General features: G+C 61.0%; 26 protein-coding genes. 20 read left to right on the top strand and 6 right to left on the bottom strand.

Going from position 1 to position 24,442, the window contains the following annotated elements:
• Positions 1–2 precede the first annotated feature (2 nt).
• From NYR50_RS16690 to NYR50_RS16680, 3 genes are read right to left on the bottom strand one after another with little or no spacing between them, the layout of a single operon-like run.
• Positions 3–593: a UbiX family flavin prenyltransferase gene (locus NYR50_RS16690; RefSeq protein WP_174011738.1), complete on the bottom strand. Its 591-nt coding sequence runs from the start codon at positions 591–593 to the stop codon at positions 3–5.
• The gene (locus tag NYR50_RS16685) at positions 590–2,116 is read right to left on the bottom strand and encodes a UbiD family decarboxylase (RefSeq protein ID WP_174011740.1); all 1,527 of its coding nucleotides are present in this window, start codon (positions 2,114–2,116) and stop codon (positions 590–592) included. Before NYR50_RS16685 ends, NYR50_RS16690 begins: the two co-directional genes overlap by 4 nt.
• Positions 2,117–2,172: 56 nt before the next feature.
• Complete coding sequence (locus tag NYR50_RS16680) at positions 2,173–2,523, bottom strand: DUF488 domain-containing protein (protein ID WP_174011743.1); 351 nt, start codon at positions 2,521–2,523, stop codon at positions 2,173–2,175.
• A gap of 149 nt (positions 2,524–2,672) precedes the next feature.
• Here NYR50_RS16680 and ubiT point away from each other — a divergent pair, with 149 nt between their 5' ends.
• From ubiT to NYR50_RS16610, 14 genes are all read left to right on the top strand, one after another.
• Positions 2,673–3,188, top strand: a complete 516-nt coding sequence (ubiT, locus tag NYR50_RS16675; protein ID WP_174011746.1) for a ubiquinone anaerobic biosynthesis accessory factor UbiT — start codon at positions 2,673–2,675, stop codon at positions 3,186–3,188.
• Positions 3,179–4,156 (top strand): ubiquinone anaerobic biosynthesis protein UbiU, encoded by a 978-nt coding sequence (gene ubiU, locus NYR50_RS16670; protein WP_418137660.1) that lies wholly within the window; start codon positions 3,179–3,181, stop codon positions 4,154–4,156. The genes ubiT and ubiU overlap by 10 nt, the downstream gene beginning before the upstream one ends.
• A 5-nt stretch (positions 4,157–4,161) precedes the next feature.
• Positions 4,162–5,100: a ubiquinone anaerobic biosynthesis protein UbiV gene (ubiV, locus tag NYR50_RS16665; protein ID WP_236777220.1), complete on the top strand. Its 939-nt coding sequence runs from the start codon at positions 4,162–4,164 to the stop codon at positions 5,098–5,100.
• Positions 5,097–5,474, top strand: coding sequence for a hypothetical protein (locus NYR50_RS16660; protein WP_174011755.1), 378 nt, complete (start codon positions 5,097–5,099; stop codon positions 5,472–5,474). The genes ubiV and NYR50_RS16660 overlap by 4 nt, the downstream gene beginning before the upstream one ends.
• 151 nt (positions 5,475–5,625) lie before the next feature.
• Positions 5,626–6,606 carry an ABC transporter substrate-binding protein gene (locus NYR50_RS16655; protein ID WP_418137659.1) on the top strand — a complete coding sequence of 327 codons (981 nt, stop codon included), beginning with the start codon at positions 5,626–5,628 and terminating at the stop codon, positions 6,604–6,606.
• Between the two features lie 5 nt (positions 6,607–6,611).
• Positions 6,612–7,421: an ABC transporter permease gene (locus NYR50_RS16650; protein ID WP_174011761.1), complete on the top strand. Its 810-nt coding sequence runs from the start codon at positions 6,612–6,614 to the stop codon at positions 7,419–7,421.
• Positions 7,418–8,170, top strand: coding sequence for an ATP-binding cassette domain-containing protein (locus tag NYR50_RS16645; protein WP_418137658.1), 753 nt, complete (start codon positions 7,418–7,420; stop codon positions 8,168–8,170). The genes NYR50_RS16650 and NYR50_RS16645 overlap by 4 nt, the downstream gene beginning before the upstream one ends.
• Positions 8,167–9,354, top strand: coding sequence for an NnrS family protein (locus tag NYR50_RS16640; RefSeq protein WP_174011766.1), 1,188 nt, complete (start codon positions 8,167–8,169; stop codon positions 9,352–9,354). Before NYR50_RS16645 ends, NYR50_RS16640 begins: the two co-directional genes overlap by 4 nt.
• Positions 9,355–9,563: 209 nt before the next feature.
• Positions 9,564–9,749 carry a periplasmic nitrate reductase, NapE protein gene (gene napE, locus NYR50_RS16635; RefSeq protein ID WP_010973819.1) on the top strand — a complete coding sequence of 62 codons (186 nt, stop codon included), beginning with the start codon at positions 9,564–9,566 and terminating at the stop codon, positions 9,747–9,749.
• A 7-nt stretch (positions 9,750–9,756) separates the two neighbouring features.
• Positions 9,757–10,257: a ferredoxin-type protein NapF gene (locus NYR50_RS16630; RefSeq protein ID WP_174011769.1), complete on the top strand. Its 501-nt coding sequence runs from the start codon at positions 9,757–9,759 to the stop codon at positions 10,255–10,257.
• Positions 10,250–10,537, top strand: a complete 288-nt coding sequence (locus tag NYR50_RS16625) for a chaperone NapD (RefSeq protein ID WP_174011772.1) — start codon at positions 10,250–10,252, stop codon at positions 10,535–10,537. The genes NYR50_RS16630 and NYR50_RS16625 overlap by 8 nt, the downstream gene beginning before the upstream one ends.
• Positions 10,512–13,016, top strand: coding sequence for a periplasmic nitrate reductase subunit alpha (gene napA / locus NYR50_RS16620; RefSeq protein ID WP_418137657.1), 2,505 nt, complete (start codon positions 10,512–10,514; stop codon positions 13,014–13,016). The genes NYR50_RS16625 and napA overlap by 26 nt, the downstream gene beginning before the upstream one ends.
• Entirely contained in the window at positions 12,986–13,477 is a 492-nt protein-coding gene (locus tag NYR50_RS16615; protein ID WP_010973823.1) for a nitrate reductase cytochrome c-type subunit, read from the top strand. Before napA ends, NYR50_RS16615 begins: the two co-directional genes overlap by 31 nt.
• Positions 13,478–13,479: 2 nt before the next feature.
• A complete protein-coding gene (locus tag NYR50_RS16610; RefSeq protein ID WP_269709029.1) occupies positions 13,480–14,175 on the top strand; it encodes a cytochrome c3 family protein in 696 nt (231 codons plus the stop codon).
• Between the two features lie 108 nt (positions 14,176–14,283).
• Here NYR50_RS16610 and NYR50_RS16605 read toward each other — a convergent pair whose 3' ends face one another.
• The 3 genes from NYR50_RS16605 to NYR50_RS16595 all read right to left on the bottom strand — a co-directional run bounded on the left by NYR50_RS16605 (position 14,284) and on the right by NYR50_RS16595 (position 18,423).
• Positions 14,284–16,197 (bottom strand): PhoX family protein, encoded by a 1,914-nt coding sequence (locus tag NYR50_RS16605; protein WP_418137656.1) that lies wholly within the window; start codon positions 16,195–16,197, stop codon positions 14,284–14,286.
• A gap of 129 nt (positions 16,198–16,326) precedes the next feature.
• Positions 16,327–17,043 carry a 4'-phosphopantetheinyl transferase family protein gene (locus tag NYR50_RS16600; RefSeq protein ID WP_418137655.1) on the bottom strand — a complete coding sequence of 239 codons (717 nt, stop codon included), beginning with the start codon at positions 17,041–17,043 and terminating at the stop codon, positions 16,327–16,329.
• 192 nt (positions 17,044–17,235) lie between these two features.
• Positions 17,236–18,423, bottom strand: coding sequence for an acyl-CoA dehydrogenase (locus NYR50_RS16595; protein WP_418137654.1), 1,188 nt, complete (start codon positions 18,421–18,423; stop codon positions 17,236–17,238).
• A gap of 96 nt (positions 18,424–18,519) precedes the next feature.
• Between NYR50_RS16595 and NYR50_RS16590 the strand changes: the two genes are divergently transcribed.
• The 6 genes from NYR50_RS16590 (at position 18,520) to NYR50_RS16565 (ending at position 24,442) form a co-directional block, all read left to right on the top strand.
• On the top strand, positions 18,520–19,440 hold the full coding sequence (locus NYR50_RS16590; RefSeq protein ID WP_418137653.1) for a LysR family transcriptional regulator: 921 nt from the start codon (positions 18,520–18,522) through the stop codon (positions 19,438–19,440).
• A 134-nt stretch (positions 19,441–19,574) separates the two neighbouring features.
• Positions 19,575–20,636: a LacI family DNA-binding transcriptional regulator gene (locus tag NYR50_RS16585; RefSeq protein ID WP_418137652.1), complete on the top strand. Its 1,062-nt coding sequence runs from the start codon at positions 19,575–19,577 to the stop codon at positions 20,634–20,636.
• Positions 20,633–21,655, top strand: a complete 1,023-nt coding sequence (locus NYR50_RS16580; RefSeq protein ID WP_174011790.1) for an ABC transporter substrate-binding protein — start codon at positions 20,633–20,635, stop codon at positions 21,653–21,655. The genes NYR50_RS16585 and NYR50_RS16580 overlap by 4 nt, the downstream gene beginning before the upstream one ends.
• Positions 21,656–21,820: 165 nt before the next feature.
• Positions 21,821–22,648, top strand: coding sequence for an ABC transporter permease (locus NYR50_RS16575; RefSeq protein ID WP_418137651.1), 828 nt, complete (start codon positions 21,821–21,823; stop codon positions 22,646–22,648).
• A complete protein-coding gene (locus NYR50_RS16570; RefSeq protein WP_174011794.1) occupies positions 22,645–23,424 on the top strand; it encodes an ABC transporter permease in 780 nt (259 codons plus the stop codon). Before NYR50_RS16575 ends, NYR50_RS16570 begins: the two co-directional genes overlap by 4 nt.
• The gene (locus NYR50_RS16565; RefSeq protein WP_418137650.1) at positions 23,417–24,442 is read left to right on the top strand and encodes an ABC transporter ATP-binding protein; all 1,026 of its coding nucleotides are present in this window, start codon (positions 23,417–23,419) and stop codon (positions 24,440–24,442) included. Before NYR50_RS16570 ends, NYR50_RS16565 begins: the two co-directional genes overlap by 8 nt.

The raw sequence follows: 24,442 nt of genomic DNA, 5'->3' as shown, positions 1-24,442 counted from the left end.
ACTCACGGCGTCTTCACCACATGCGGCTGCCATATCGGTGCCTGCGGCGCGGGCGCGATACCGAGCTGATCGATCGCGCGGGCGGCGAGCTGGTCGACAATATCGAAGACGCTCTGCGGCCTGTTATAAAAGGCCGGCACCGGCGGCATGACGATGGCACCTGCCTCCGTGACAGCGCACATATTGCGCAGATGGATGAGATGCAGCGGCGTTTCGCGGGTCATCAGAACCAGTTTCCGCCGTTCCTTCAGGTGCACATCGGCGGCGCGGGTGATGAGATTGTCCGAAAGTCCGGTTGCGAGGGCGGCGAGCGTGCGCATGGAGCAGGGGGCGACGATCATGCCGGCCGTTGGGAAAGAGCCGCTGGCGATCGCCGCGCCAATATCATCGACGGCATGATTGACGCTGGCGAGCGAGAGCATCCGCCCCATGGCTTCGGCACCTTCCTCATGCAGCACGGTGCGTCTGGCGGATGGCGACAGGACGAGATGGATTTCGACGCATTTCATCGCGGCAAGGCGCTCGATGATGCGCAGCGCAATACCGGCACCAGATGCGCCGGTAACACCGAGCACGACGCGGCATGGGGTCATGGCCGTTCTCCAAGGCCAAGGTCATGCCACATCAGATCCACCTTTGCGATGACGTCCGGCGTCATGGACAGCACGCGGCCCCATTCACGCTCCGCCTCCGGCGGCAGCTTGCGGGTGGCGTCCAGTCCCATCTTGCCGCCGAGGCCGGCTTTCGGAGAGGCGAAGTCGAGATAATCGATCGGCGTATCGTTAATGATCGTCGTATCGCGCGAGGCGTCGAAACGGGTGGAGAGCGCCCAGACGACATCCGCCCAGCTGCGGACATCAATATCGGGATCGACCAGAATGATGAGCTTCACATAGCTGAACTGCGGCAGCATCGACCAAAGGCCCATCATCACCCGCTTTGCCTGTCCCGGATAACGCTTGTCGATGGAGACGACCATGACGCGATAGGAACAGGCTTCCGGCGGCATCCACAGATCGACGATTTCCACAAACTGCCGTTTCACGAGCGGCAGGAAAATCTCGAGCATGGCTTCGCCGAGAACCGAGGGTTCGTCCGGCGGGCGTCCAGTATAGGTGGAAAGATAGATCGGATCGCGGCGCATGGTGATGGCCGACAGTGTCATGACCGGGAAGGCTTCGACGGAATTGTAATAGCCAGTGTGGTCGCCATAGGGGCCTTCCATTGCCGTTTCCGTTGCCGAAACAGTACCTTCCAGCACGATCTCGGCATTGGCTGGCACCGGCATCGGCACCGTCAAAGCTTTCGCGATGCGGCTTTTCGATCCGCGCAGCAGGCCGGAAAAGCCAAGCTCGTTGATATGGTCGGGAAGCGGCATCACGGCGGCGAGAATAGTGGCGGGGTCGGCCCCGATGGCGACGGTGACGGGCATATCCAGCCCGCGCGCCTGCCACAGCCGGTGGTGATGCGCGCCGCCGCGATGCGCCAGCCAGCGCATGATCACCCTGTCCGGCCCCAATACCTGCATGCGGTAGATGCCGACATTGATATCGTCGGGATCATCAGGCGAACGGGTGATGACCAGCGGCCAGGTAATGAGCGGGGCCGGTTCTCCCGGCCAACACCATTGCATCGGCAGGCGGGCAAGATCGACCGCGTCACGCGTAAGCACCCTTTCCTGCACCGGCGCGCGTGAGACATGGCGTGGCCGCATGGAAAGTGCGGCTCTCAGCAAAGGCAGTTTACCCCATGCCTCGGCCATGGATTTCGGCGGCCGCGGCTCGCGCAATTCGGCGAGCTTTTGTCCAAGTGCTGGCAGGCCGCCGGTCTCTAGTCCCAGCCCCCATTCGATGCGCTGCCGTGTGCCGAACAGATTGGCGAGCAGAGGCACCTCCCGTACCTTGCCCTCATGATCGACGGGTTGCTCGAACAGCAGCGCCGGCCCGCCATCGGTGAGCACGCGGCGGTGGATTTCGGTGATCTCGTGCACCAACAAAACCGGCTGGCGGATTCGCCGCAGCTGCCCGCGTTCTTCCAGCAGCCGAATGAAACCGCGCAGATCGCTTGTGCGGGTGGGTTTTGCTTCTGTCTTTATATCTGTCGGTTCGTCTGTCATGCCGCCTGTTTGCAGGCGGTTATGCGGCATGTCCTTGCGCTGCCGCAAATGCGGCTTCAGTGCGAGTGAAGATAGTCGGCGAGGACGAGGGCGTGGTTATGTTCGGTATCATGGGCGGCATAAAGCAGCGTGACCCGGCCCTTCGCCATCAGTTCCTTCATGTGCGCCACGGCATCGGGATTGGCCGAAAGTTCCTGATGGTAATGCCCGGTGAAGTCGGCAAAACGTGACGGCATATGGGAGAATTGCTTGCGCAGTTCGTTGCTGGGCGCGATCTCCTTCATCCACAGCGAGAGCTTTGCGTCTTCCTTGCGCATGCCGCGCGGCCACAGCCGGTCCACCAGAACGCGCGCGCCGTCTTCATCGCTGGCGGCATCGTAAATCCGTTTGATCCTTATATCGGACATGGAGGGCCTCCTTCGCTCGGCAAGTGAATGATTTATAGCGGCTTTTGTGAAGACGCATCAGAAAATCTCCCTGTCTTTGCGTTCGCTCAAACCGGCGCCGACGCGCTGCGGTTAGGGTCCGGCCCGCAACTGACCTGACAGGACCCTTCATGAGACCTTTTCCCGCCGCCATCGCCACCCCGATGAATTTTCTGCCCCTTGCCGTGGTGCAGCGAGCGACGGCGGCGATGCTGGCGCAGATCATGAAACGGCACCCGGCTATGTTCGGCCGGCTCGGTGAACATAGCCACAAGCGTTATGGCTTTCTGCCTGTCGATCTGCCTTTCGCCTTCATGGTCGAACCGGCGCGCCCCGCCATCACCGTCAGCCGAAAGGGCCGCCTGCCGAAGGTGGATGCGGCGGTCGAAGGGCCGCTTTTCATGCTGCTGGCGCTGATGGAGGGGCGGCAGGATGCCGATGCGCTGTTCTTCTCGCGCGATCTCAGTGTCACCGGCGACATGGAGGCGATGCTGGCGCTGCGCAATGCGCTTGACGATAGCGGCATCGACCTGCCGCGCGATCTCCGTGCCTTTGCCGGGCCTTTTGCGCCAATGGTAACGGGCCTTGCGAACCGCCTGCGCGGCCATGTTCTATCCGAAACGCGTGGAGGTGCGGCATGGAGCTGATCTGCCCTGCGGGAACGCCCGCAGCCTTCCGCGAGGCCGTGGATGCCGGCGCGGATGCCGTTTATTGCGGGTTTCGCGATGAAACCAATGCCCGCAATTTTCCCGGCCTCAATTTTTCCCGCGAAGAACTTGCGGAAGCCATCGCCTATGCGAAGAAGCGCGGCGTGCAGACCTTCGTCGCGCTCAACACCTTCATGCGTGCGGGCAATGAGGATATCTGGTATCGCGGTGCGGCCGATGCCGTGAAGGCGGGGGCGGATGCGCTTATCCTTGCCGATTTCGGTCTGATGGCGCATGTTGCGGAAAAACATCCGCAACAGCGCATCCACGTCTCCGTGCAGGCCTCAGCATCCAATGCGGACGCGGTGAATTTCCTCGTTGATGCCTTCGGCGCAAAACGTGTGGTGCTGCCACGCACCCTGACGATCCCCGACATCGCCCGGCTGGCGCGGCAAATCCGCTGCGAGATCGAGATCTTCGTATTCGGCGGCCTCTGTGTCATGGCGGAGGGGCGCTGCTCGCTTTCGTCTTACGCCACGGGCAAGTCACCCAACATGAACGGCGTCTGCTCGCCGGCAAGCCATGTGCGTTACCGGCAGGACGGGCGGGAGCTGGTGTCGGAACTCGGCGACTACACCATCAACCGCTTTCCGCAAGGAGAGGCGGCGGGTTACCCGACGCTGTGCAAGGGCCGTTTCGAGATTGCCGACGACAAGTCCTATGCCTTCGAGGACCCGGTATCGCTTGATGTGATGGACCAGATCGATGCCCTGCGCGAAGCGGGCGTCTGCGCGCTGAAGATCGAGGGTCGCCAGCGTGGCAAGGCCTATGTGGCGGAAGTGGTTTCCACCCTGCACCGGGCGCTGGCCGCCAGCGCCGAGGAGCGGGGACGGCTGCTCTCCCGCCTGCGGCTTTTAAGCGAAGGCCAGCGCACCACTGTCGGTGCTTACGAGAAACGCTGGAGATGATGGCGATGGCAAAAACCGCAAAGGCCACATTGGCGCTCGGCCCCGTCCTTTATCTCTGGCAGGGCGAAAAATGGCGCGATTTCTATTTTCGCATCGCCGATGAAGCGCCGGTCAGCCATGTCTATATTGGCGAGACCGTCTGTTCAAAACGGTTTCATTTCACCGAACCGCATCTGGCAGAGGTGATCGAGCGACTGGAGGGTGCCGGAAAACAGGTGGTCCTCTCGACGCTTTCCCTGGTGACGCTGGAGCGGGAAAGCCGCCAGCTGCGCGGCCTGATCGCCGACAGCCCCTATCCCGTCGAGGCGAACGACCTTTCAGCACTCGGTATGCTGCACGGCACGCCGCATGTCGTCGGGCCGATGGTGAATGTCTATAATGCCGCAACCGCGCGGCTGCTCGCCTCGCGTGGTGCAAGCGCCATCTGCCTGCCGCCGGAACTGCCGGTCGCCTCGGTGGAGCGCATCGTGGCGGAAACACCTGACGTGGACTTCGAAATCTTCGCCTTCGGCCGCCTGCCGCTCGCCATTTCGGCGCGCTGCGCCCATGCCCGCGCCAGGGGCAATATCAAGGATAATTGCCAGTTCGTCTGCGGTGACGACCCGGATGGATTGCCGGTGCGCACGCTTGACCGGCAGTCTTTTCTGGCGCTGAACGGCGTGCAGACGGTGTCGCACACCTGCCAGTCGCTGCTTGGCGAGTTGCAGGATCTGGCCGATGCCGGCATAGCGCGTTTTCGCCTGTCGCCACAGGATTGCGACATGGTGGCGGTGGCACGGGTCCATGATGATGTTCTGGCCGGAAGGCGTGATGCGGAGGAAGGTCTCGTCCTTCTACAACAAGCCTATCCGGACGTGCCCTTTTCCAACGGTTTTCACCACGGGCAGGAAGGGGCAGCCTGGGTCGCCCGCGCCCGCAACACGGCGCATGGAGCCAATCTATGACGATGAGCGGACAGGAACAGCAGGCACTCCCAGCACCGGGCGGCGCGGATATCGCGGCGGCGATCCATCTGGTGCGCGACGTTGTCTTGCAGAGCGCGCTCGATTGCGGCTGCCGCGACAAGGTGCACGAGGCCCTGCGAGAGCTCGAGGATTTCGAGCGCCAGCGCAACATCGTCAAGCTTCTGGCCGCCGCCCGTGAGGAGCGGCGCAAGATCGGACTTCTGACCGAGATGCTCGCCGATTTCGCCGAGGACGATACGGTCGATCAAGGTGTCGTCGAAATTGCGAGCCTGATGTTTCTGGATATCGCCGCCGCCGCGCAGGAAGGCTCGCGAATTCTGCGTGACGCCCTGTCTCTCCGGACAGGCGAATAGGTCCGGTTTCCGGCGCTGTTTGATCCTGCGCAAAGAGTGACCGCTTGCAAAATGTCATTTCCAGGTAGGTGACGCGCCTGTCGCGGGAAGATCGACCCGAGTGGGCGTCATACGCATCATGGCGCGTTCGGCGCGAACAAGGATCAGGATCATGGCTTATCTCACCCGTCGTCAGGCGCTTTCTGCCTTTTCTGGATTGACGGTGGCGACACTTGCCGCGCCGCATATTCTGAAGGCGGAAATGCCGCTCACCTTCTATGGCCCTCCTGCCGCGCCTTCGGCCGTGCTGGCGCATGCGGTAAAAGGCGGGTTCCTGAAGGATATTGCGCCTGAGGCCGTCTTCAAGGCCTGGAAAACCCCGGACGAGATGCGCGCCGCCGTTGCCTCCGGCTCGATGGGTGCGGTGGTGATGCCGAGCTACGGTGCCGCCAATCTCCATAATCGCGGCCTCGGCCTTGGGCTTTTGAATGTGCTGACCACCGGTCTGCTCTATGTGGTCTCGAAGGACCAAACGCTGACGTCGCTGGAAAGCCTTTGCGGCAAGACGCTCGCTCTGCCGTTCAAGAACGACATGCCCGATTTCGTCTTGCGCCGGCTGGTCGCTGAAAAATGCTTGAAGCCCGGCGATATCAAGCTGGAATATGCCGCCTCGCCACCGGAGGCCGTGCAGCTGCTGCTGACGGGCAGGGTGGATGCTGCGCTGCTGAGCGAACCGGCCGCAACCGCGGTGCTGATCAAGGCAAAGTCGTTTTTCATGACCGTTCATCGCACCATGGATATCCAGCAGGACTGGGCGAAGGTGGCAGGCAAGCCCGAAATCCCGCAGGCGGGGCTCGCCCTGACCTCGCAGGTTCAGGAAAAGCTCGGCAAGGCTGGCATTGGGGCCTTGCAGGCGGGCGTGGAAGCGGCGCTTGCCAGCGCTCTAGCCGATCCGCAAAGGGCGGCGGCCGCCGCCGATGCCCTCGGTTTCCCGGCGGAGATCATCGCGGCCTCCTTTCCGACGAGCCATTTGTCGGCTTTGAAGGCGAGCGCTGCACGCGCCGATCTCGAGGCATTTTACGATGAACTCGCCAAGGCGGACCCGGCTATCATCGGCGGTCGGCGGCCGGATGACGGCTTTTATCTGGTGTAGCAGGCATGAACCGCATTCTTGAAAGCCTTGGCTGGACGGGTCGCTATCTCTGGGCGGGCTGGGCCGGACTATCAGGCATTTTCTGTTTTCTCGCCGCCTGGCAGGCCGGCCATGAGATTTATGGCTCCTTCATCGTGCCATCGCCGGGTGAGACTTTCGCGGCGATCGGGCTTCTGGCGGCGCGGCCGGATTTTTTCGCGATCGTGTCGCAGAGCGCCGTCAGGGCTCTGACCGGTTTTGCCATCGCCGCCGGCATCGGCACGGTGGCGGGCGTGCTAGCCGGTTATTCCTTCGCGGCCATGCGGCTGATGAAGCCTGTCGTCACCGTCCTCCTCGGCGTGCCGCCCATCGGCTGGATCGTGCTGGCGCTCATCTGGTTCGGCTCGTCGGGTGGCACGGCCATCATGACCGTGGTCATCGCCTCCGCCCCGGTTTCTTTCGCCGGCGCGCTGGAAGGTGTCGCCAAGCGGGACCGGCAACTGGAGGTGATGGCGCAGGCTTTCGGCGCTTCATGGTTCTACCGCCTGCGCACGGTCACCATGCCCCACGTTCTCTCCTATCTCTTCCCGGCCTGGACAACGACGGCCGGCAGTGCCTGGAAAGTGACCGTCATGGCCGAGCTTCTGTCAAATTCCGGCGGCATTGGCGGCGAACTGGCAACCGCGAGGGCGCTGTTCGATATCGCCCAGGTCAGCGCTTGGCTCAGCATCACTGTCGGCCTTGCCTTGCTGACCGATTACGGCCTGCTGCATCTGCTACGCGAAGCGCTGGAACGCTGGCGCGCCGCCGGGCTGCCATGGGGTGTCAAACGATGAGCGACCATTTTGCCCTCAGTTTCGAACAGGTCGGCCACGCCTTTCTCGGCCGCAGCCTGTTTGAGAATTTCGATCTGAGCATCGCGCCAGGAGAAACCGTGGCGCTGCTCGGCCCTTCCGGCAGCGGCAAGACCACGATTTTGCAGATCGCGGCAGGTATCATCGATCCCGTTCGCGGCCGGGTACGACGCAATTACCGCCGTCAGGGGCTGGTGTTTCAGGAACCGCGGCTGCTGCCATGGATGACATTGATCGACAATATCGCTTACGGGCTTGCGGCAGTCGGCATACCGAAACGGCTGCGGCGGGAGATCGCGGCGCAGTTTGCGCTGGAAGTCGGTCTGGAAGAAACGGATTTTCGTAAATATCCGGTCGAGCTTTCCGGCGGCATGCGCCAGCGCGCCGGTGTGGCGCGGGCGCTTGCCGTGGAACCGGACATGCTGTTTCTGGACGAACCGTTCAGCGCCGTCGATGTGGGCCTGCGCCGCCATTTGCAGGAACTGCTGGTGATGGCTGCCCGCAAACGCGGCTTTTCCACCCTACTCGTCACCCATGATCTTCACGAGGCGCTGCTGGTGGCAGACCGGCTGATCGTGCTCTCCGGCGTCGACGGCCGTGTCATCGCCGCGCATAGGCCTGGCGGGTCACCGGGTCGGCGCATGGCGCGCGCGGTTTTCGATGAGGCGGAATTGCTGGCCGAAAGCCCGGCCTTCTCCGAATTGTTTTCGGCAAAGGAGCGGATGAGATGAGACAGCCCCCCATCCTTTCGGAAGCTCTGCGGCTGTTTTTCCCACTGGCGGCCCTGCACGGCGCTGTCTGGCCATTTTTGTGGATCGTCATCGGCGGTTACGGTCTGCCTTTCGCCGACGCTGTTCCGCCGTCGCAATGGCATGCCCACGAAATGATTTTTGGCACCTATGGCATGGCGCTGGCCGGGTTTCTTGGCTCGGCAGTCCCTGAGTGGACCGATACGAAAGCGGCTTCGGGCCGCACGTTGCTTGCTCTCGCCGGCCTCTGGCTGCCGGGTCGCCTGATCGGTTTTGTGGGGGGCGATGCGTGGAGCCTTCCGGCGGGCTTTTTCGATCTGGCATTTCTGCTCGCGCTGTCCGCCCTCATCGGCAGGGCGATGCTGGCGCGGCGAACGACGAAACATCTGTCCTTACTCGTCTGGCTCATGCTGTTTGTGGCGGCGGAAGCGGGTGTGCATTGTGCCTGGTGGGCTGGCGATCTGGAATTGGCGGCCCGCTGTCTGGAGGCGGCGCTGTGCATCTTCATCGTGCTTTTTTCGCTCTCGGCCGCGCGCATCAACGTCGTCGTCATCAATCTGGCGCTCGATCCAAGCGGCGAGACCACGCCTTACCGGCCACATCCCGGACGCCAACATATGGCGGGTGCCATGGTGACGCTGTACATGGCAGCAAAACTTCTGTTTCCGGAAAGCGATATCTGCGCCTGGCTGGCGCTTGCGGCCGGTGCCGCGTTTTTCGACCGGCTGGCCGAATGGTTCATCGGCCGCGCCGTCTTCAGAACCGAGGTCCTGTTGCTGGCGCTCGGCAATGCCTTTGCCGGGGCGGGATTTCTGGCGCTCGGGGCGACGCGGCTCGGTTTTTCCGTTACGTCTGCCGCAGGGCTGCACCTGCTGTCGGTTGGCGCGCTTGGCTGCGCCATCATGGCCGTCTTCATCATTGCCGGGCTTCGGCACACGGGACGCTATCTGAAACATCTGCCCTGGCAGGCGCATGCAGCGGCTGCCCTGATGGTGATGGCAGGGCTCACCCGTATCCTGCCCGAATTCGATGTCGCAGCAGTCCTGTCACCCTATCATCACGGCCTCAGTGCTATCCTGTGGGCTGCGAGTTTCGGCATCTGGCTTCAGGGCTTCCTGCCCTTCATGCGCGCGCCTGGCACCGACGAGGCCGGCGCGTGCGGTTGAGAGCGCAGATTGCCCGGCGTCTCGGCATCCATTTTTGCCCTCCTTGCACTCTCTGTTTATTTTTTCGGCAAAAGCACAACATGAAATCAGTGACTTAGACGGGCGGTCTTGATGAATGTTAGTTTTGATAAATAATCAATAAAATCAAATGGTTGAATATTTTCTCCTTTTGGCCGATGATGGTGTGAACCGAACAGGGAAACGCGAATATGCCTAAAATAGTCGCGCCTCTACACGCGGATGGAAAGCCGAGCCGGACGAAGGAGCTTATTACCTTCGCCGTTCTGGCCTTTGGAATCTGGCCTGTGCTGGCGGTCGGATTTGTCGGAGCCTTTGGCTTCATCGTCTGGATGTTCCAGATCATTTACGGGCCGCCGGGACCGCCCGGCCATTGAGGGCGAAATGACGTTGGAAGTCTCACTCAGCCGGCGCGATTTTTTGCGCGGCGGACAGAAACGGGAAATGCGTATCTGTCCCCCCGGGGTCGCTTTGAGCGACCTCGCTGCCTGCAGCGGTTGCGCAAAATGCGTTGAAGCCTGTCCCACCGACATCATCACCATGGTAGGTGGTCTGCCTTCGGTGAATTTCTCTGCCGGGGAGTGCACCTTCTGCGGCAAGTGCGCGCAAGCCTGTCCCGAGCCGGTTTTTGCGACGCCTGACGCACAAAGCTTCGATCACGTCATGGCGATCGGCGAGGGGTGTCTCGCTTTTGGCAATGTCGATTGCCAGGCCTGCCGCGATGCCTGCCCGACCGAGGCCATCCGGTTTCGCCCCCGCCGCGGCGGCCCCTTCGTGCCCGCGCTTGTCGAGGATGCCTGCACCGGCTGCGGGGCCTGCGTGTCCATCTGCCCGGCCGGTGTGATCAAGATCAAGGAAACAGCCAGGGAGACGCAATATGCCTGAGAATACAGGCCGATATCATGTCTCAAGCGCTGTGGTTTCGGTGATGCCCCAGATGCGGGACGCCGTGTTTGCAACGCTTCTGACGCTCGACAATGTCGAGGTTCATGGCGAGGGCAACGGCAAGATCGTCATCGTCATAGACGGCACGAGCACCGGCATGCTGGGCGATACGCTCACTTATATTTCGACACTCGACGGTGTGATTGCCGCCAACATGGTTTTCGAACACGTCGATACAGAGGAGACAGGCGGCGATGAGCAGCGAACTGACGCGGCGTAATCTATTGAAGGCGCATGCCGCCGGCATCGCTGCGGCAACGGCGGGCATTGCGCTGCCGGCCGCCGCCCAGCCGGTGCCGGGCGGTGTTTCCGCATTGCAGATCAGATGGTCCAAGGCGCCCTGTCGTTTCTGCGGCACGGGCTGCGGCGTCATGGTCGGCGTCAAGGAAGGGAAGGTCGTTGCCACCCATGGCGACATGCAGGCGGAGGTCAATCGTGGCCTCAACTGCATCAAGGGCTATTTCCTGTCCAAGATCATGTACGGCAAGGACCGGCTGCAGACGCCGCTTCTGCGCAAGAGAAACGGCGTCTACGCCAAGGACGGCGAGTTCGAGCCGGTGAGCTGGGACGAGGCCTTCGACGTGATGGCGCAGCAGTGCAAGCGCGTGCTGAAGGAAAAGGGACCGACGGCCGTCGGCATGTTCGGTTCCGGCCAATGGACGATCTTCGAAGGTTATGCCGCGACCAAGCTGATGCGCGCCGGTTTCCGTTCCAACAATCTTGATCCCAATGCCCGCCACTGCATGGCGTCGGCCGCCTATGCCTTCATGCGCACCTTCGGCATGGACGAGCCGATGGGCTGCTACGACGATTTCGAACATGCCGATGCCTTCGTGCTCTGGGGTTCGAACATGGCGGAGATGCACCCCATTTTGTGGACCCGAATCGCCGATCGGCGTCTGGGTTTCGACCATGTGAGGGTAGCGGTGCTTTCGACGTTCACCCATCGCAGCATGGATCTCGCCGATATCCCCATGGTATTCAAGCCGGGCACGGATCTCGTCATCCTCAATTACATAGCCAACCACATCATCAAGACCGGCCGCGTCAACGAGGACTTCGTGAGGAACCACACGAAGTTCGTGCGAGGCGTCACCGATATTGGTTATGGCCTGCGGCCCGAAGATCCGGTTGAGGTGAATGCAGCCAATTCCGCCGATCCGACCAAGACGGAAGCGATCGATTTCGAGACCTTCAAGGAATTTGTCTCCGAATACACGCTGGAAAAAACCGCCGCCATGACCGGGGTGGAAGCCGGCTTCCTGGAGGAACTGGCCGAGCTTTACGCCGATCCCAAACGCAAGGTCATGTCGCTCTGGACCATGGGTTTCAACCAGCATGTCCGCGGCGTCTGGGCCAACCAGATGGTCTATAACATCCATCTTTTGACCGGAAAGATTTCCGAGCCCGGCAACAGTCCGTTCTCGCTGACAGGCCAGCCCTCGGCCTGCGGCACGGCGCGTGAAGTGGGGACCTTCGCCCACCGCCTGCCGGCCGACATGACGGTGACCAACCCGGAACACCGCAAACATGCCGAGGAAATCTGGCGCATCCCGCATGGCATCATCCCGGAAAAGCCGGGTTACCACGCCGTGCAGCAGGACCGCATGCTGCATGACGGCAAGCTGAATTTCTACTGGGTGCAGGTCAACAACAACGTCCAGGCCGGCCCCAACACCAAGAACGAGACCTATCTGGGTTATCGCAACCCGGAAAACTTCATCGTGGTTTCGGATGCCTATCCGACCATCACCGCTATGAGCGCCGACGTCATCCTGCCCGCCGCCATGTGGGTGGAAAAGGAGGGGGCCTATGGCAATGCCGAGCGGCGCACCCATGTCTGGCACCAGCTGGTGGAGGCCTCGGGCGAGGCGCGTTCCGATCTGTGGCAGCTGGTGGAATTCTCCAAGCGCTTCACCACCGACGAGGTGTGGCCGGCGGAGATACTCGACGCCAATCCCGCCTATCGCGGCAAGACGCTTTACGAGGTGCTCTACAAGGACAGCGATGTCGGCAAGTTCCCGCTGAGCGAGATCAACGCCGATTACAAGAACCAGGAATCCAGTGATTTCGGCTTCTATCTGCAGAAGGGCCTGTTTGAGGAATATGCCGCCTTCGGGCGCGGCCACGGCCACGATCTGGCGCCTTACGATGCCTATCACGAGGTGCGCGGCATGCGCTGGCCTGTTGTCGATGGCAAGGAAACGTTGTGGCGTTACCGCGAAGGTTACGACCCCTATGTCAAACCCGGCGAGGGTGTGAAGTTCTACGGCAACAAGGACGGCAGGGCAGTCATCATCGCCGTGCCTTACGAGCCGCCGGCGGAATCTCCCGACCAGGAATTCGATACCTGGCTGGTGACGGGCCGGGTGCTGGAGCACTGGCATTCCGGTTCCATGACCATGCGCGTGCCGGAACTCTACAAGGCGTTTCCCGGCGCCCGCTGTTTCATGAATGCCGATGATGCGCGCAAGCGTGGGCTCAATCAGGGCGCGGAAATCCGCATCGTCTCGCGCCGTGGCGAAATCCGCTCGCGCGTGGAAACGCGCGGCCGCAACCGCATGCCGCCCGGCGTCATCTTCGTTCCGTGGTTCGATGCCAGCCAGCTGATCAACAAGGTGACGCTCGACGCAACCGATCCCATCTCCAAGCAGACGGATTTCAAGAAATGCGCAGTCAAGATAGAGCCAGTCGCATGATCAGGAAACATGGATGGATCGCCGCCACGCTTCTGGTCGTGGCTCTTGCGACGGGAGCCGTTGCGCAGATGGTACCGGAACTTTCCGGCCCGCGCGGCGATGCCATGAAAACCGAGCCGGCCAAACCGCTGCCGAAATGGGTGATCGACGACTTCCGGCGCATGCGTGCCTATCCCGAACAACCGCCGGTCATCCCGCATTCGATCGACGGTTATCAGCTGTCGGTCAATGCCAATCGCTGTCTGTCCTGTCACAAGCGCGAATTCACGCAGGATTCCGGCGCGCCGATGATCAGCGTCACCCATTACATGACGCGGGAAGGCCAGATGCTGGCGGATGTTTCGCCACGGCGTTATTTCTGCACCGCCTGCCATGTGCCGCAGGCCGATACGCGGCCGCTCGTGCCCAACACGTTTGAGGACATGAGCACAATGGGCGTGAAACCGGCGGGTAGCGAATGATGATTGCCCGTATCAAAAAACTCTTCATCTGGCTCTGGGCGGTTCTGACCACGCCGGCGGGTACGCTCAGCCTCGCTTTCCTGACGCTTGGCGGTTTCGTTGGCGGGGTGATGTTCTGGGGCGCCTTCAACACCGCGCTGGAAATGACCAACAAGGAAGCCTTCTGCATTTCCTGCCACGAGATGCGCGCCAATGTTTATGAGGAACTGACGCGGACGGTGCATTTCTCCAACCGTTCCGGTGTGCGTGCTTCCTGTCCGGATTGCCATGTGCCGCACGAATGGACCGACAAGATCGCCCGCAAGATGCAGGCTTCCAAGGAAGTCTGGGGCAAGATTTTCGGCACCATCGACACCCGCAAGAAATTCCTCGACAAACGGCTGGAGCTTGCCCAGCACGAATGGTCGCGCCTGAAGGCCAATGACAGCCTGGAATGCCGCAATTGCCACTCCTCTGTCGCCATGGACTTTACCAAACAGACACAGCGCGCCGCCGATATTCATTCGAAATATCTGCTGACGGGCAAGGCCACCTGCATCGATTGCCACAAGGGCATAGCGCATGAGCTGCCGAACATGGAAGGCATCGACCCCGGCTGGAAAATGCCGCCAGCGCTTAACGATGAACCGGGACAGACGGCGTCCGCGGTCGATGATCTGCGCCGGGCGATGAGCGATGTGCACCGGAACGTGTTCTGATCGGTCGGGCAAAACAAAACGCCGTGCAGGCTTTCGGATGCACGGCGTTTCTATGTTCTGAACCAGACCGCGAGTTGCACGCGGCCGGGTTTGCATCAGATTTATGCCTCAGCCGATCTTCGCGTTGTCGTCGCGCTTGATGGCGATGACCGCCGAGCGCGGCAGTTTGCCTTCGCCGTCCGGGAAGGGAGCGTCGGGGTGCTGGATGCCGACGAAGTGGGTGCGCTTGTCGCCGGACCAGGTCTGGCCGGTGACTTCGGAACCCTTCGGCGCGGTCAGGAAGCGTTCGATACGGCCCGTCGCCGGGTCGCCCGCCAGCATCTGGTTGTTGCCCTGGCCGGCGAAGTTGCCTTCATTGCTGTCTTCGCCGTCGGTCTGGATCCAGAGCAGACCGGTCGAATCGAACATCATGCCGTCAGGCGAGTTGAACATGTTGCCTTCGTTGATGTTTGCCGAGCCGGCATAGGCGTCCTTGTGAACGGTGGGATTGCCGGCCATGCAGAACAGGTCCCACTTGAACTTGGCGTCCGCATGGTCGTCATTTTCCGGATACCAGCGCACGATCTGGCCGTATTCGTTCTTTTCGCGCGGGTTGGCGGCATTGATGGTCATGGCGTCGCCGCCGGCATTGGCGCGCAGCTTGCCGTCCTTCATTTCGCCGCGGCGGCTGTTATTGGTCAGCGCGCAATAGCCCTCAATGGCGACAGGGTTGATGGCGACCCATTCCGGGCGGTCCATGGTCGTGGCACCGACCTTGGAAGCAGCCTGACGGGTGAAGACGCAGATTTCGTCGATCTTCATGCCAGTCGTTTCCGGCGTGAGGGCGACCCACTCGCCAGCGCCGTCATCGGCGAACTTGGCGACATGGAGCGTGCCTTCGTCAAGGAGCCTGGAGGTATCGCCGCCCGGCACATAGATTCCGTTGGAGACGAATTTATAGAGGAACTCGCCACGCTCGTCGTCACCCATATAAACGACGACGCGGCCGTCACGGGCAATGACCACGGCGGCGTTTTCGTGCTTGATGCGTCCAAGCGCTGTGCGCTTGATCGGGGTGGACTTGGCGTCCGAAGGATCGATCTCGACCACGTAACCGGCGCGGCGCGGTTCGTTCGGGTTCTTGGCGACGTCGAAACGCGCATCGAACTTCTCATAGGCATAACGCGTCTCGGCAACGATGCCATAACGCTTGTAATCGTCAGGCAGCGTGAAGGCGGCGTCGGTGGTGCCGAAATAGCCGTTGAAGTTTTCCTCGCAGGTGAGGTAGGTGCCCCAGGGCGTGCGGCCGGCGCCGCAATTGTTGAAGGTGCCAAGACAGTCGACACCCTTTGGATCGGCGGCGGTCTTAACGAGGTCGGAACCGGCGGCCGGGCCGGAAAGCTTCATCGGCGTGTTATGGTGAATACGGCGGTTGAACGGGCTGTCGAGAACGATCTGCCAGCCATCCTTGCCTTCTGCAACTTCCATGACGGTGACGCCCTGCATGTTCTGCAGGATCTTCACGTCGTCGGCCGTCTTCGGATTGCCTTTTTCGGCATGCGGCAGGTTGATTTCGGGGTTCACATATTCGTGGTTGACGGCGATCAGCTGGTGGGCGCCGACCATGAACAGTTCCATGCCGTCGGTGTTCTCGCCGAAGACCTTGTCGGAGTTTTCGACGCTGATGCCCTTGGCGGGGTCGAGATCGGGAACGTTGGAGAACAGCGGCTGGCCCCATTTGGCAACCGGCTTCCAGCTATAGCCTTCCGGGACGTGAATGGTGTGGTCGGTCGCAGCCGCCACCGGCTTGAACTGGAAGCGCGAGGTCGCTGCCTGCGCCGCTTCGGCCGAGGTGCTGCTCATCAGGTTGCCGAGCGTGCCCATGGCGGCCGCGGCCGAACCGAAGACAAGCACGCCACCGAGAAAGCCGCGCCGGGAAATCGCGCTTTCAACCACACGGTCGAAATCGGTTTCGGCCGGCGGCGGATTTTGCAGTTCGTCCCACTCGTCCCAGGATAGCTTGCTCGTATCGATGTCGGTCATGTCGTTTCTCCACAGTTCAATGTTTGGAATCATTCCAACAGGCTGCGTATCGTCTGAGTGTTTCACTCGGATGACGGGAAGAATGACTTAAAATATGAACTTTGCAGAACAGAATCGCACAATTTTCTCTCACTGCGGGAGAAGGACGCGGGTCAGAAGAAGGCCTTCGAAACGGCCAAAGCGGAAGGGAACCTCCATTCCTTTGCGCCATCCGCCGTCCAGATCTGCGGTCAACCGCAGGGCTCCCGAACCATTTTCATCGTAGGCGGATAATTCTGCCGCCTCGAAAAAGAAAAGCCGTCTGACAGTTGGGTAAAGCGCCTTGAACAGGCTCTCCTTGGCCGAAAAAATCAGTCCGGTCATGAATGGATCGATGACGTTGCAGAGGCTGTGAAGCTCCTGATTTGTCAGGGCCTGCGTTGCGATATCAGCGGCTTCCTCTTCGCTCAAAAGCTTCTCGATATCGATGCCGATGCCGCAAAACCTGCTGCCGGCGCCGGCAAGGGCGATCGCTCGGTCACCGCTGTGGGAAATCGCGCCGACCACGCCTTCGGGCCAAATCGGCGCGCGGTCTTCCCCCATTCCGGGAAATATTGCCTGCCCGGTGAGGCGTCGTATGGCTTCCGCTGCGCATCGGCGTCCCGCCAGAAACTCCGCCTTGCGTTTGGGCACTGCCCGCAGAAGCTGCGGCGGCAGGGAAGCGGCCATATCGGCGGTGGGTTCTTCGTCAGCGCTATAGCGAAGGGTGAGGCAATGGCATTCGCCGCTGTTATCCGGCCAGGGCCAGACGGCCGCCGGTGCAGCGTCGGGAAAGGTGTCGTGATGAGATGCCGGCACGATCGCCATGATCTTCCCCTTGTTTTTCCGGTCGGGTCGGGCCGCAGATATCGCCTCGTCAATCAGGACCGGAGAGAAACGGCATCCTATCGGCCATATCATCCGGTCCTGCAATATGTCGGCATGCGAACTCAAAAAACAAAAGGCCTTCGAAGCGATCTTCGGCGGCCTTTTCCTGGTGTAGGGAATGCGGATAAAACCTCAGAAAAACGCCTGAATGCCCGTCTGCGCCCGGCCAAGGATCAGCGCGTGGACGTCATGCGTGCCCTCATAGGTGTTGACCGTTTCGAGATTCTGGGCGTGGCGCATGACGTGATATTCGATCTGGATGCCGTTGCCGCCATGCATGTCGCGGGCCTGTCGGGCGATATCCAGCGCCTTGCCGCAATTGTTGCGCTTGACGATGGAGATCATTTCCGGCGCCATCTTATGCTCGTCCATTAGCCGGCCGACGCGCAGCGATGCCTGTAGGCCGAGCGCGATCTCGGTCTGCATGTCGGCGAGCTTCTTCTGGTAAAGCTGCGTGCCGGCGAGCGGCTTGCCGAACTGCTTGCGGTCGAGGCCATATTGGCGGGAACGGAACCAGCAATCTTCCGCAGCCCCCATCACGCCCCAGGAAATGCCGTAGCGGGCGCGGTTAAGGCAGCCGAACGGGCCTTTCAGGCCGGAAACGTCAGGCAGCAGAGCGCCTTCGCCCACTTCCACGCCATCCATGACGATCTCGCCGGTGATGGAGGCGCGCAGCGACAGCTTGCCACCGATCTTGGGGGCGGAAAGACCCTTCATGCCCTTTTCCAGCACGAAACCGCGGATCTCATTGTCATGGGCTTCGGATTTCGCCCAGACCACGAAAACATCGGCGATCGGCGCGTTGGAAATCCACATTTTCGAGCCGCGCAGGCGATAACCGCCGGCGATCTTCTCGGCGCGGGTCTTCATGCCGCCGGGATCGGAGCCAGCATCCGGCTCGGTGAGGCCGAAACAGCCGATCAGTTCACCGGAAACGAGGCCGGGCAGGTATTTCTTCTTCTGTTCGTCCGAGCCGTAAGCGAAGATGGGGTGAATGACGAGCGAGGACTGCACACTCATCATCGAGCGGTAACCGCTGTCGATCCGCTCCACCTCGCGGGCGACCAGGCCATAGGCCACGTAGCTGGCATTGGCCGCGCCATATTCTTCCGGCAGGGTGACGCCGAGCAGGCCGGTGCGTCCCATCAGACGGAAGAGTTCCGGTTCGGTGGTTTCGGAAAGATAGGCTTCCGAAATGCGCGGCAGCAGCTCGGATTTGCCGAAGGCCTCGGCGCTGTCGCGGATCATCCGCTCATCATCGGTCAGTTGGTCTTCGAGCAGAAAAGGGTCCTGCCAATGAAATGCTGCGCGTTCGCTCACTGTATGCCTCCGGATTCGCTGGCCGGATTATTCTTATCCCAACCGTCGCGCACAAGCCATGTTTACTCATTTTTGCATTACCTATAGTAATAGGTCATGACGTCTCTCAGCCGTAAACTCCTGCCCTCCACCAGTGCGCTTGCCGCCTTTGATTCCGTTGCCCGGCTTGGCAGTTTTTCGGCGGCCGCCGATGAGCTAGCCTTGACGCAAGGAGCGATCAGCCGGCAGGTTATGTCACTGGAAGAGCAGCTTGGCGTGCGCCTGTTCGAGCGCGGCGCGCGCGGCGTGTCGCTGACGACCGAGGGTAGTGCTTACGCAAAATCGATCGCCGCAGCGCTTGGCGAAATACGCTCCGCCTCGTTGCAGATCATGACCAAAACGCATGGCAATACGCTGAATCTTGCCATGCTGCCCACCTTTGGCACCCGCTGGCTTCTGCCGCGCATCCCGGATTTTGTGACAAACCACCCGGAAATCACCATCAATTTCGCCACCCGCATCGGCCAGTTCGATTTCGAGCGCGAGCAGCTGGATATGGCGATCCATATCGGCCAGGCCGACTGGCCGGGGGCGGAAAGCACCTTTCTCATGCATGAAATGGTCGCGCCGGTTTGCAGCCCGCAATTCCTCAGCACCCACCCGGTGGAAAAGGGCGAGGATATCGCCGCCCTGCCATTGCTGCATATGGCCTCGCGGCCGGGAGCCTGGGGCCACTGGTTCGAAAGCCTTGGTCTGTCACTCGCGCTGCCGCAGGGCATGCGGTTCGAGCAGTTCTCCAGCGTGGCGCAGGCCTGCATTGCCGGGCTTGGCGTGGCGCTGATGCCGCTGTTTCTGATCGATAACGAGCTGAAATCGAAGCAACTGGTGAAAGCCTTCGATCATCAGGCGAGAAGCCCCAGTTCCTATTATGCGGTGGCGCCGCTTTCGCGTGCCAATCACGCCCCTGTTGTGCTGTTTCGGGATTGGCTGGTGCGGCAGGTGGAGGCTTATCGCGCGGCCGGCACCCAGGCCTTGTAAAAATAATCGCTCTTTTTTCGGGCATTTAACCCTTGTGCCCAGCTTTTCGCCGCATTTCGCCGGCGAAGGACTCGACAGCGGCGCGCGCCTCGCTTATCCTGATTAAACGTTTAATCAGCTTCTCCGGACAATCCATGGCGTCGTCACGGCCTGCCACCAATCTGAGCGCGATAGCAGCGGCACTCGGCGTGTCGGTGGCAACGGTGTCGAATGCGCTCTCCGGCAAGGGGCGTGTTTCACCCGATCTGGTGGAGCGCATTCGCAAGACGGCGAGTGAACTGGGTTATGTGCCGAGTTCAGCGGGCAGGGCGTTGCGCACCGGCAGATCAGGGGTTCTGGGGCTCGTCCTGCCCGATATCGCCAACCCTCTTTTCCCACAGATCGCACAGGCCATTGAAAAAGCCGCCGTCTCCGCCGGTTATGGCGTGCTGATTGCCGATGCGCGCGGTGAGATCGCCATGCAGACGGACGCCATCAACCGGCTGATCGAGCGCGGGGTGGACGGCATGGTCATCGTTCCTCGCCGCGGCACGCGCATCTCCGGCGTCGATTGCCCTGTCGCCATCATCGACAGCCCTTCTACGCCCGGAAACACCGTCGCCGCCGACCATTGGGATGGCGGCCGGCAGGTGGGTGACTATCTGGCAAGCCTCGGCCACCGCAAGGTGGTGCTGGTGGGCAAGAACCGCGATTCCAACGTGCAGAACGACCGTCTCGGCGGCATTCGCGATGGTCTCGGCAAGGCCTGTGTGACCCGGACGCTCTGGATCGACAGCATCGAAGAGGCTGATGGTGCCGGTTGCCGGCTTGGGCTTGCCGATCTGGTGGCGGATGGTTTCACCGCCTTTGCCGCCATTTCCGACCTGCATGCGCTGCGGGCGCTCACCGAATTGCAGCGCGAGGGCATCGAGGTGCCGGAAGAGGCAAGCGTCACCGGTTTTGACGATCTCATCTTTTCCGCGGTGGTCACTCCGCCGCTCACGACCATGCGCATGGATATGGGCCGCATCGCTGATCTGGCCGTCGGGGCGCTGCTGCGCGCCATCGACAGCGCCGGTGACAATGGCATCGCCACCGATGTGACGGCGGAAATCTCGAAAGTACCGATGGCGCTGATCATGCGCGGCTCCACCGGCAAGACAAAGCATGATGCGATTGAAGCCAAAAAAACGACAGCAGGAGAACTCACACCATGAAAAAAATCATTCTTGCATCGGGCACCGCCCTGATGCTGACGATGGGAGCGGCGCAGGCTGAGGACAAGACGCTGACGATTTCCGTCTACGCCTTTGCGCAGGATGAATTCAAGGAACTGGTCTATACGCCGTTTGAAGCCAAATGTGGTTGCAAGCTCGTGGTCGAAACTGGCAACAGCGTCGAGCGTCTTGCCAAGATGGAAGCCAACAAGGCCAATCCGGTGGTCGATCTCGCCATCGTCTCCATGGCCGATGCGCTATCCGCCACCCGCAAGGACCTGATCCAGAAGATCGATGCGTCCAAGGTTCCGAATATCGAAAAGCTCTATGACATCGCCAAGGATCCGAATGGCGACGGCATGAGCGTCGGCGTCAATTTCTACGCGACCTCCATCGTCTACCGCACCGACAAGATGAAGATCGACAGCTGGGCCGATCTTTTGAAGGACGGTATTGTCGATCACGTCGCCTTCCCGAATGTCACCACCAATCAGGGCCCGCCGGCGCTTTATATGCTCGGCAAAGCCATCGGTAAGGATACGCCTGATCTTGCCGGCGCGATCGAAGCCGTGGGCGAGAAGAAGGACGATATCGTCACCTTCTACGTCAAGTCCTCGCAGCTGGTGCAGTTGATGCAGCAGGAAGAAATCTGGGCAGCGCCCATCGGTCGTTTCTCCTGGGCGCCTTTCACCAAGCTCGATCTGCCGCTTGCCTGGGCAACGCCCAAGGAAGGCCAGACCGGCGGCATGAACGTGCTCGTCGTGCCCAAGGGCGGAAAGAACGAGGAGCTTGCGCTGCAGTTCATGGATTTCTGGCTGTCGACCGACGTTCAGAAGGCGCTGGCGGAAAAGCTGGTGGACAGCCCGACCAACAAGGAGGTTAAGGTGTCCGAAGAGGTGGCGAACAACATCACCTATGGTGACGAAACGGCCCGCAGCCTGCAGCTCATTCCGTCCGACGTGACGCTCGATAACCGCGACAAGTGGCTGTCTGAGTGGAATTCCAAGGTCGGCCAGTAAGGCCTTTCACCGTTTGGAATGGGGCATCGAAACGTCCGCGAGGGCGGCTCCATTCCGGGAAAAGCGGTTCGGTCGTCCCCTGACCGCTTTTCCACCCTTTTTTCGCAGGCCGGTCCTTCCGGCTGGCATAACAACCGGCTTTGAGGCCGTTCAGGGAATAAACCCATGTTTCAGAACCGGGCCGAAGCACTGGCGCTTGCCTTGCCCGCCGCAATTTTCGCGGCGGCGGTCTTTTTTGTGCCGGTCTTCATGCTTCTGTCGGAGGGCTTTCGCACCGCGGACGGCTGGACATTGTCGGCCTATGCCGCCTTCTTTTCCGATCCGCTGAACCAGACGGTTTTCCTGCGTACGCTCAAACTCGGCGCGCTTGTTACCGTCGTTTCGGCGGTGGTGGGATATGCGGCGGCTTTCGCCATCGTCAACCTTTCGCCGGGCACAAAGGGCCATGTGGTCAATCTCGTCGTGCTGCCGCTGATGATCTCGCCGGTTGCCCGTACCTATGCCTGGATCGTCATTCTCGGCAGAACCGGCATCGTCAATCAGGCGCTGCAGGCCGTCGGCCTGAGCGACGCGCCGATCCGCATCCTGTTTTCCGAAACGGCCGTTTTCATTGGCCTTCTGCAACTGTTTCTGCCGCTGATGATCATCTCGCTCATCAGCGCGCTGGAGAATATGCCGAAGGATACGATCGCCGCTGCCCGCGTGCTCGGCGCCAACTGGTTTCAGGTGTTCTGGAAGGTCATCCTGCCGCTTACCAAGGAAGGGCTGGTCGTCGGCGGCACGCTGGTCTTCACCGGTTCGCTGACGGCCTATATCACGCCTGCCATTCTCGGCGGCTCCAAGGTGCTGATGCTGGAAACCCTGCTTTACCAGCAGGTCACGGTCTCCAATAATTTCGTCGCCGCCAGTGTCATCGCCTTTATCCTGATCGTCATGAGCTTTGCCGCCAATATCCTGCTGAAGCGCATCGCCACCGCAAGGAACAAGAAATGACCCGGCAGTTCTTCATTCCGCTCACGCTCCTTCTTGTCGTCGGGTTCCTCATCGGACCGTTCCTCATCATCGTTGCGGCGTCTTTTTCTGCCGGCGATACACTTGCCTTTCCGCCGCAGGGCTTTTCGCTGAAATGGATCGCCAAAGTCTTCACCGTGGAAAGTTTCCGCGAGAGCTTTGCCATGTCGATGTTCCTCGCCATCGGCGGCACCTTCACGGCGCTCATCCTCGGCATTCCCGCTTCCTATGCCATGTCGCGTTACAAGCTGCCTTTTGCCGAAACCGTGCGCACCATCGTTTCCGCGCCGATCATCGTGCCCGGTATCATCGTTGGTCTGGCGCTGCTGCGTTATTTCGTCGTGCCCTTCGGCATCGGCATCACGCTTGCCCTGTTTCTCGCCCACACAGCGCTCATCCTGCCCTATGCGGTGCGGGTGGTATCGGCCAGCCTCAACAATCTGCGCTCGGATATTGAGGAGGCGGCGGTGCTGCTCGGCTCGTCGCGGCTCGGCGCATTTTTCCGGGTGGTGCTGCCGAATATCCGCGGCGGCATCCTGTCGGCTTTCATCCTCGGTTTCGTGACGAGTTTCAATCAGGTGCCGGTATCGCTGTTCCTGTCCGGTCCCGGCGTGCGCACGCTGCCCATCGACATGCTGGGTTACATGGAAATCGTCTTTGACCCTTCCGTTGCAGCCCTTTCCTCGCTGCTCGCCTTCCTTTCCATCGGCATCGTTTTCATGGCCGAACGTTTCCTGGGGTTCTCCCGATATGTCTGAAGCAAATTATCTTTCGCTCAACAAAGTCTCCCTCGCTTATGGCGGCAATGTCGCCGTCAAGGATCTCGATCTCGGTATCCGCAAGGGCGAGCTTCTCGCGCTTCTCGGTCCTTCCGGCTGCGGCAAGACAACGACGATGCGCGCCATTGCCGGGCTGATGCCGGTGGCAAGCGGGCGTATCGATCTCGATGGCGCCGATATTACCCGGGTCGCGGCCAATAAACGCGCCGTCGGGCTGGTGTTCCAGTCCTATGCGCTATTCCCGCATCTGACTGTTTACGAAAACGTCGCCTTCGGCCTGAAACTCAAGGGCATGAGCGGCAAGACGCTTGATGATAAGGTGGCCTCCGGCCTGAAATCGGTGGGCTTGTCCAATTTCGCCTCCCGCAAGCCGGCGGAACTTTCCGGCGGCCAGCAGCAGCGCGTGGCGCTGGCCCGCTCCATGGTCATGGAACCGAAGGTGCTCTTGCTCGACGAGCCGCTCTCCAACCTCGATGCCCGTCTGCGCCTTGAAATGCGCACCGAATTGCAGCGCGTGCAGAAGGAAACCGGCGTGACGATGATCTTCGTCACCCATGACCAGATTGAGGCTTTGGCGCTGGCCGACCGTATTGTCGTCATGAAGGGCGGCAAGATTGAGCAGATCGGCACGCCCGAGGAAATTTATAACGCGCCGGTTTCATCCTTCGTGGCTGACTTCGTCGGCTTCGAAAACATCTTCGCGCTTGATGGCGGCGCGTTGAAAACCGCAAACGGCAAGACATCACTTACCGGACCAGTCCCTTCAGCATCTGGACTGGCCTGGCGGCCGCGCATGGTAACCCTTGGTTCAGGTCCTTTCCAGGGAACCGTGCGCGGCACATCCTTTGCAGGCAACAGCCGCGAATATCTGCTCGATACGCCGCTTGGCCCCATCAAGGCGGAAACCGATGCCGTCCTTGCTGCGCACGCCATCGGTGATACGCTCGCCTTCGACCTGCCGGTCGAAAAGGCGGCAAGCCTGAAGGTGTTTGGCTGA

The organism is Agrobacterium sp. El2ro-1b, from assembly GCF_048298475.1.
Classification (GTDB): domain Bacteria; phylum Pseudomonadota; class Alphaproteobacteria; order Rhizobiales; family Rhizobiaceae; genus Agrobacterium; species Agrobacterium fabrum.
This window is presented reverse-complemented; position numbering and strand designations above follow the sequence as displayed.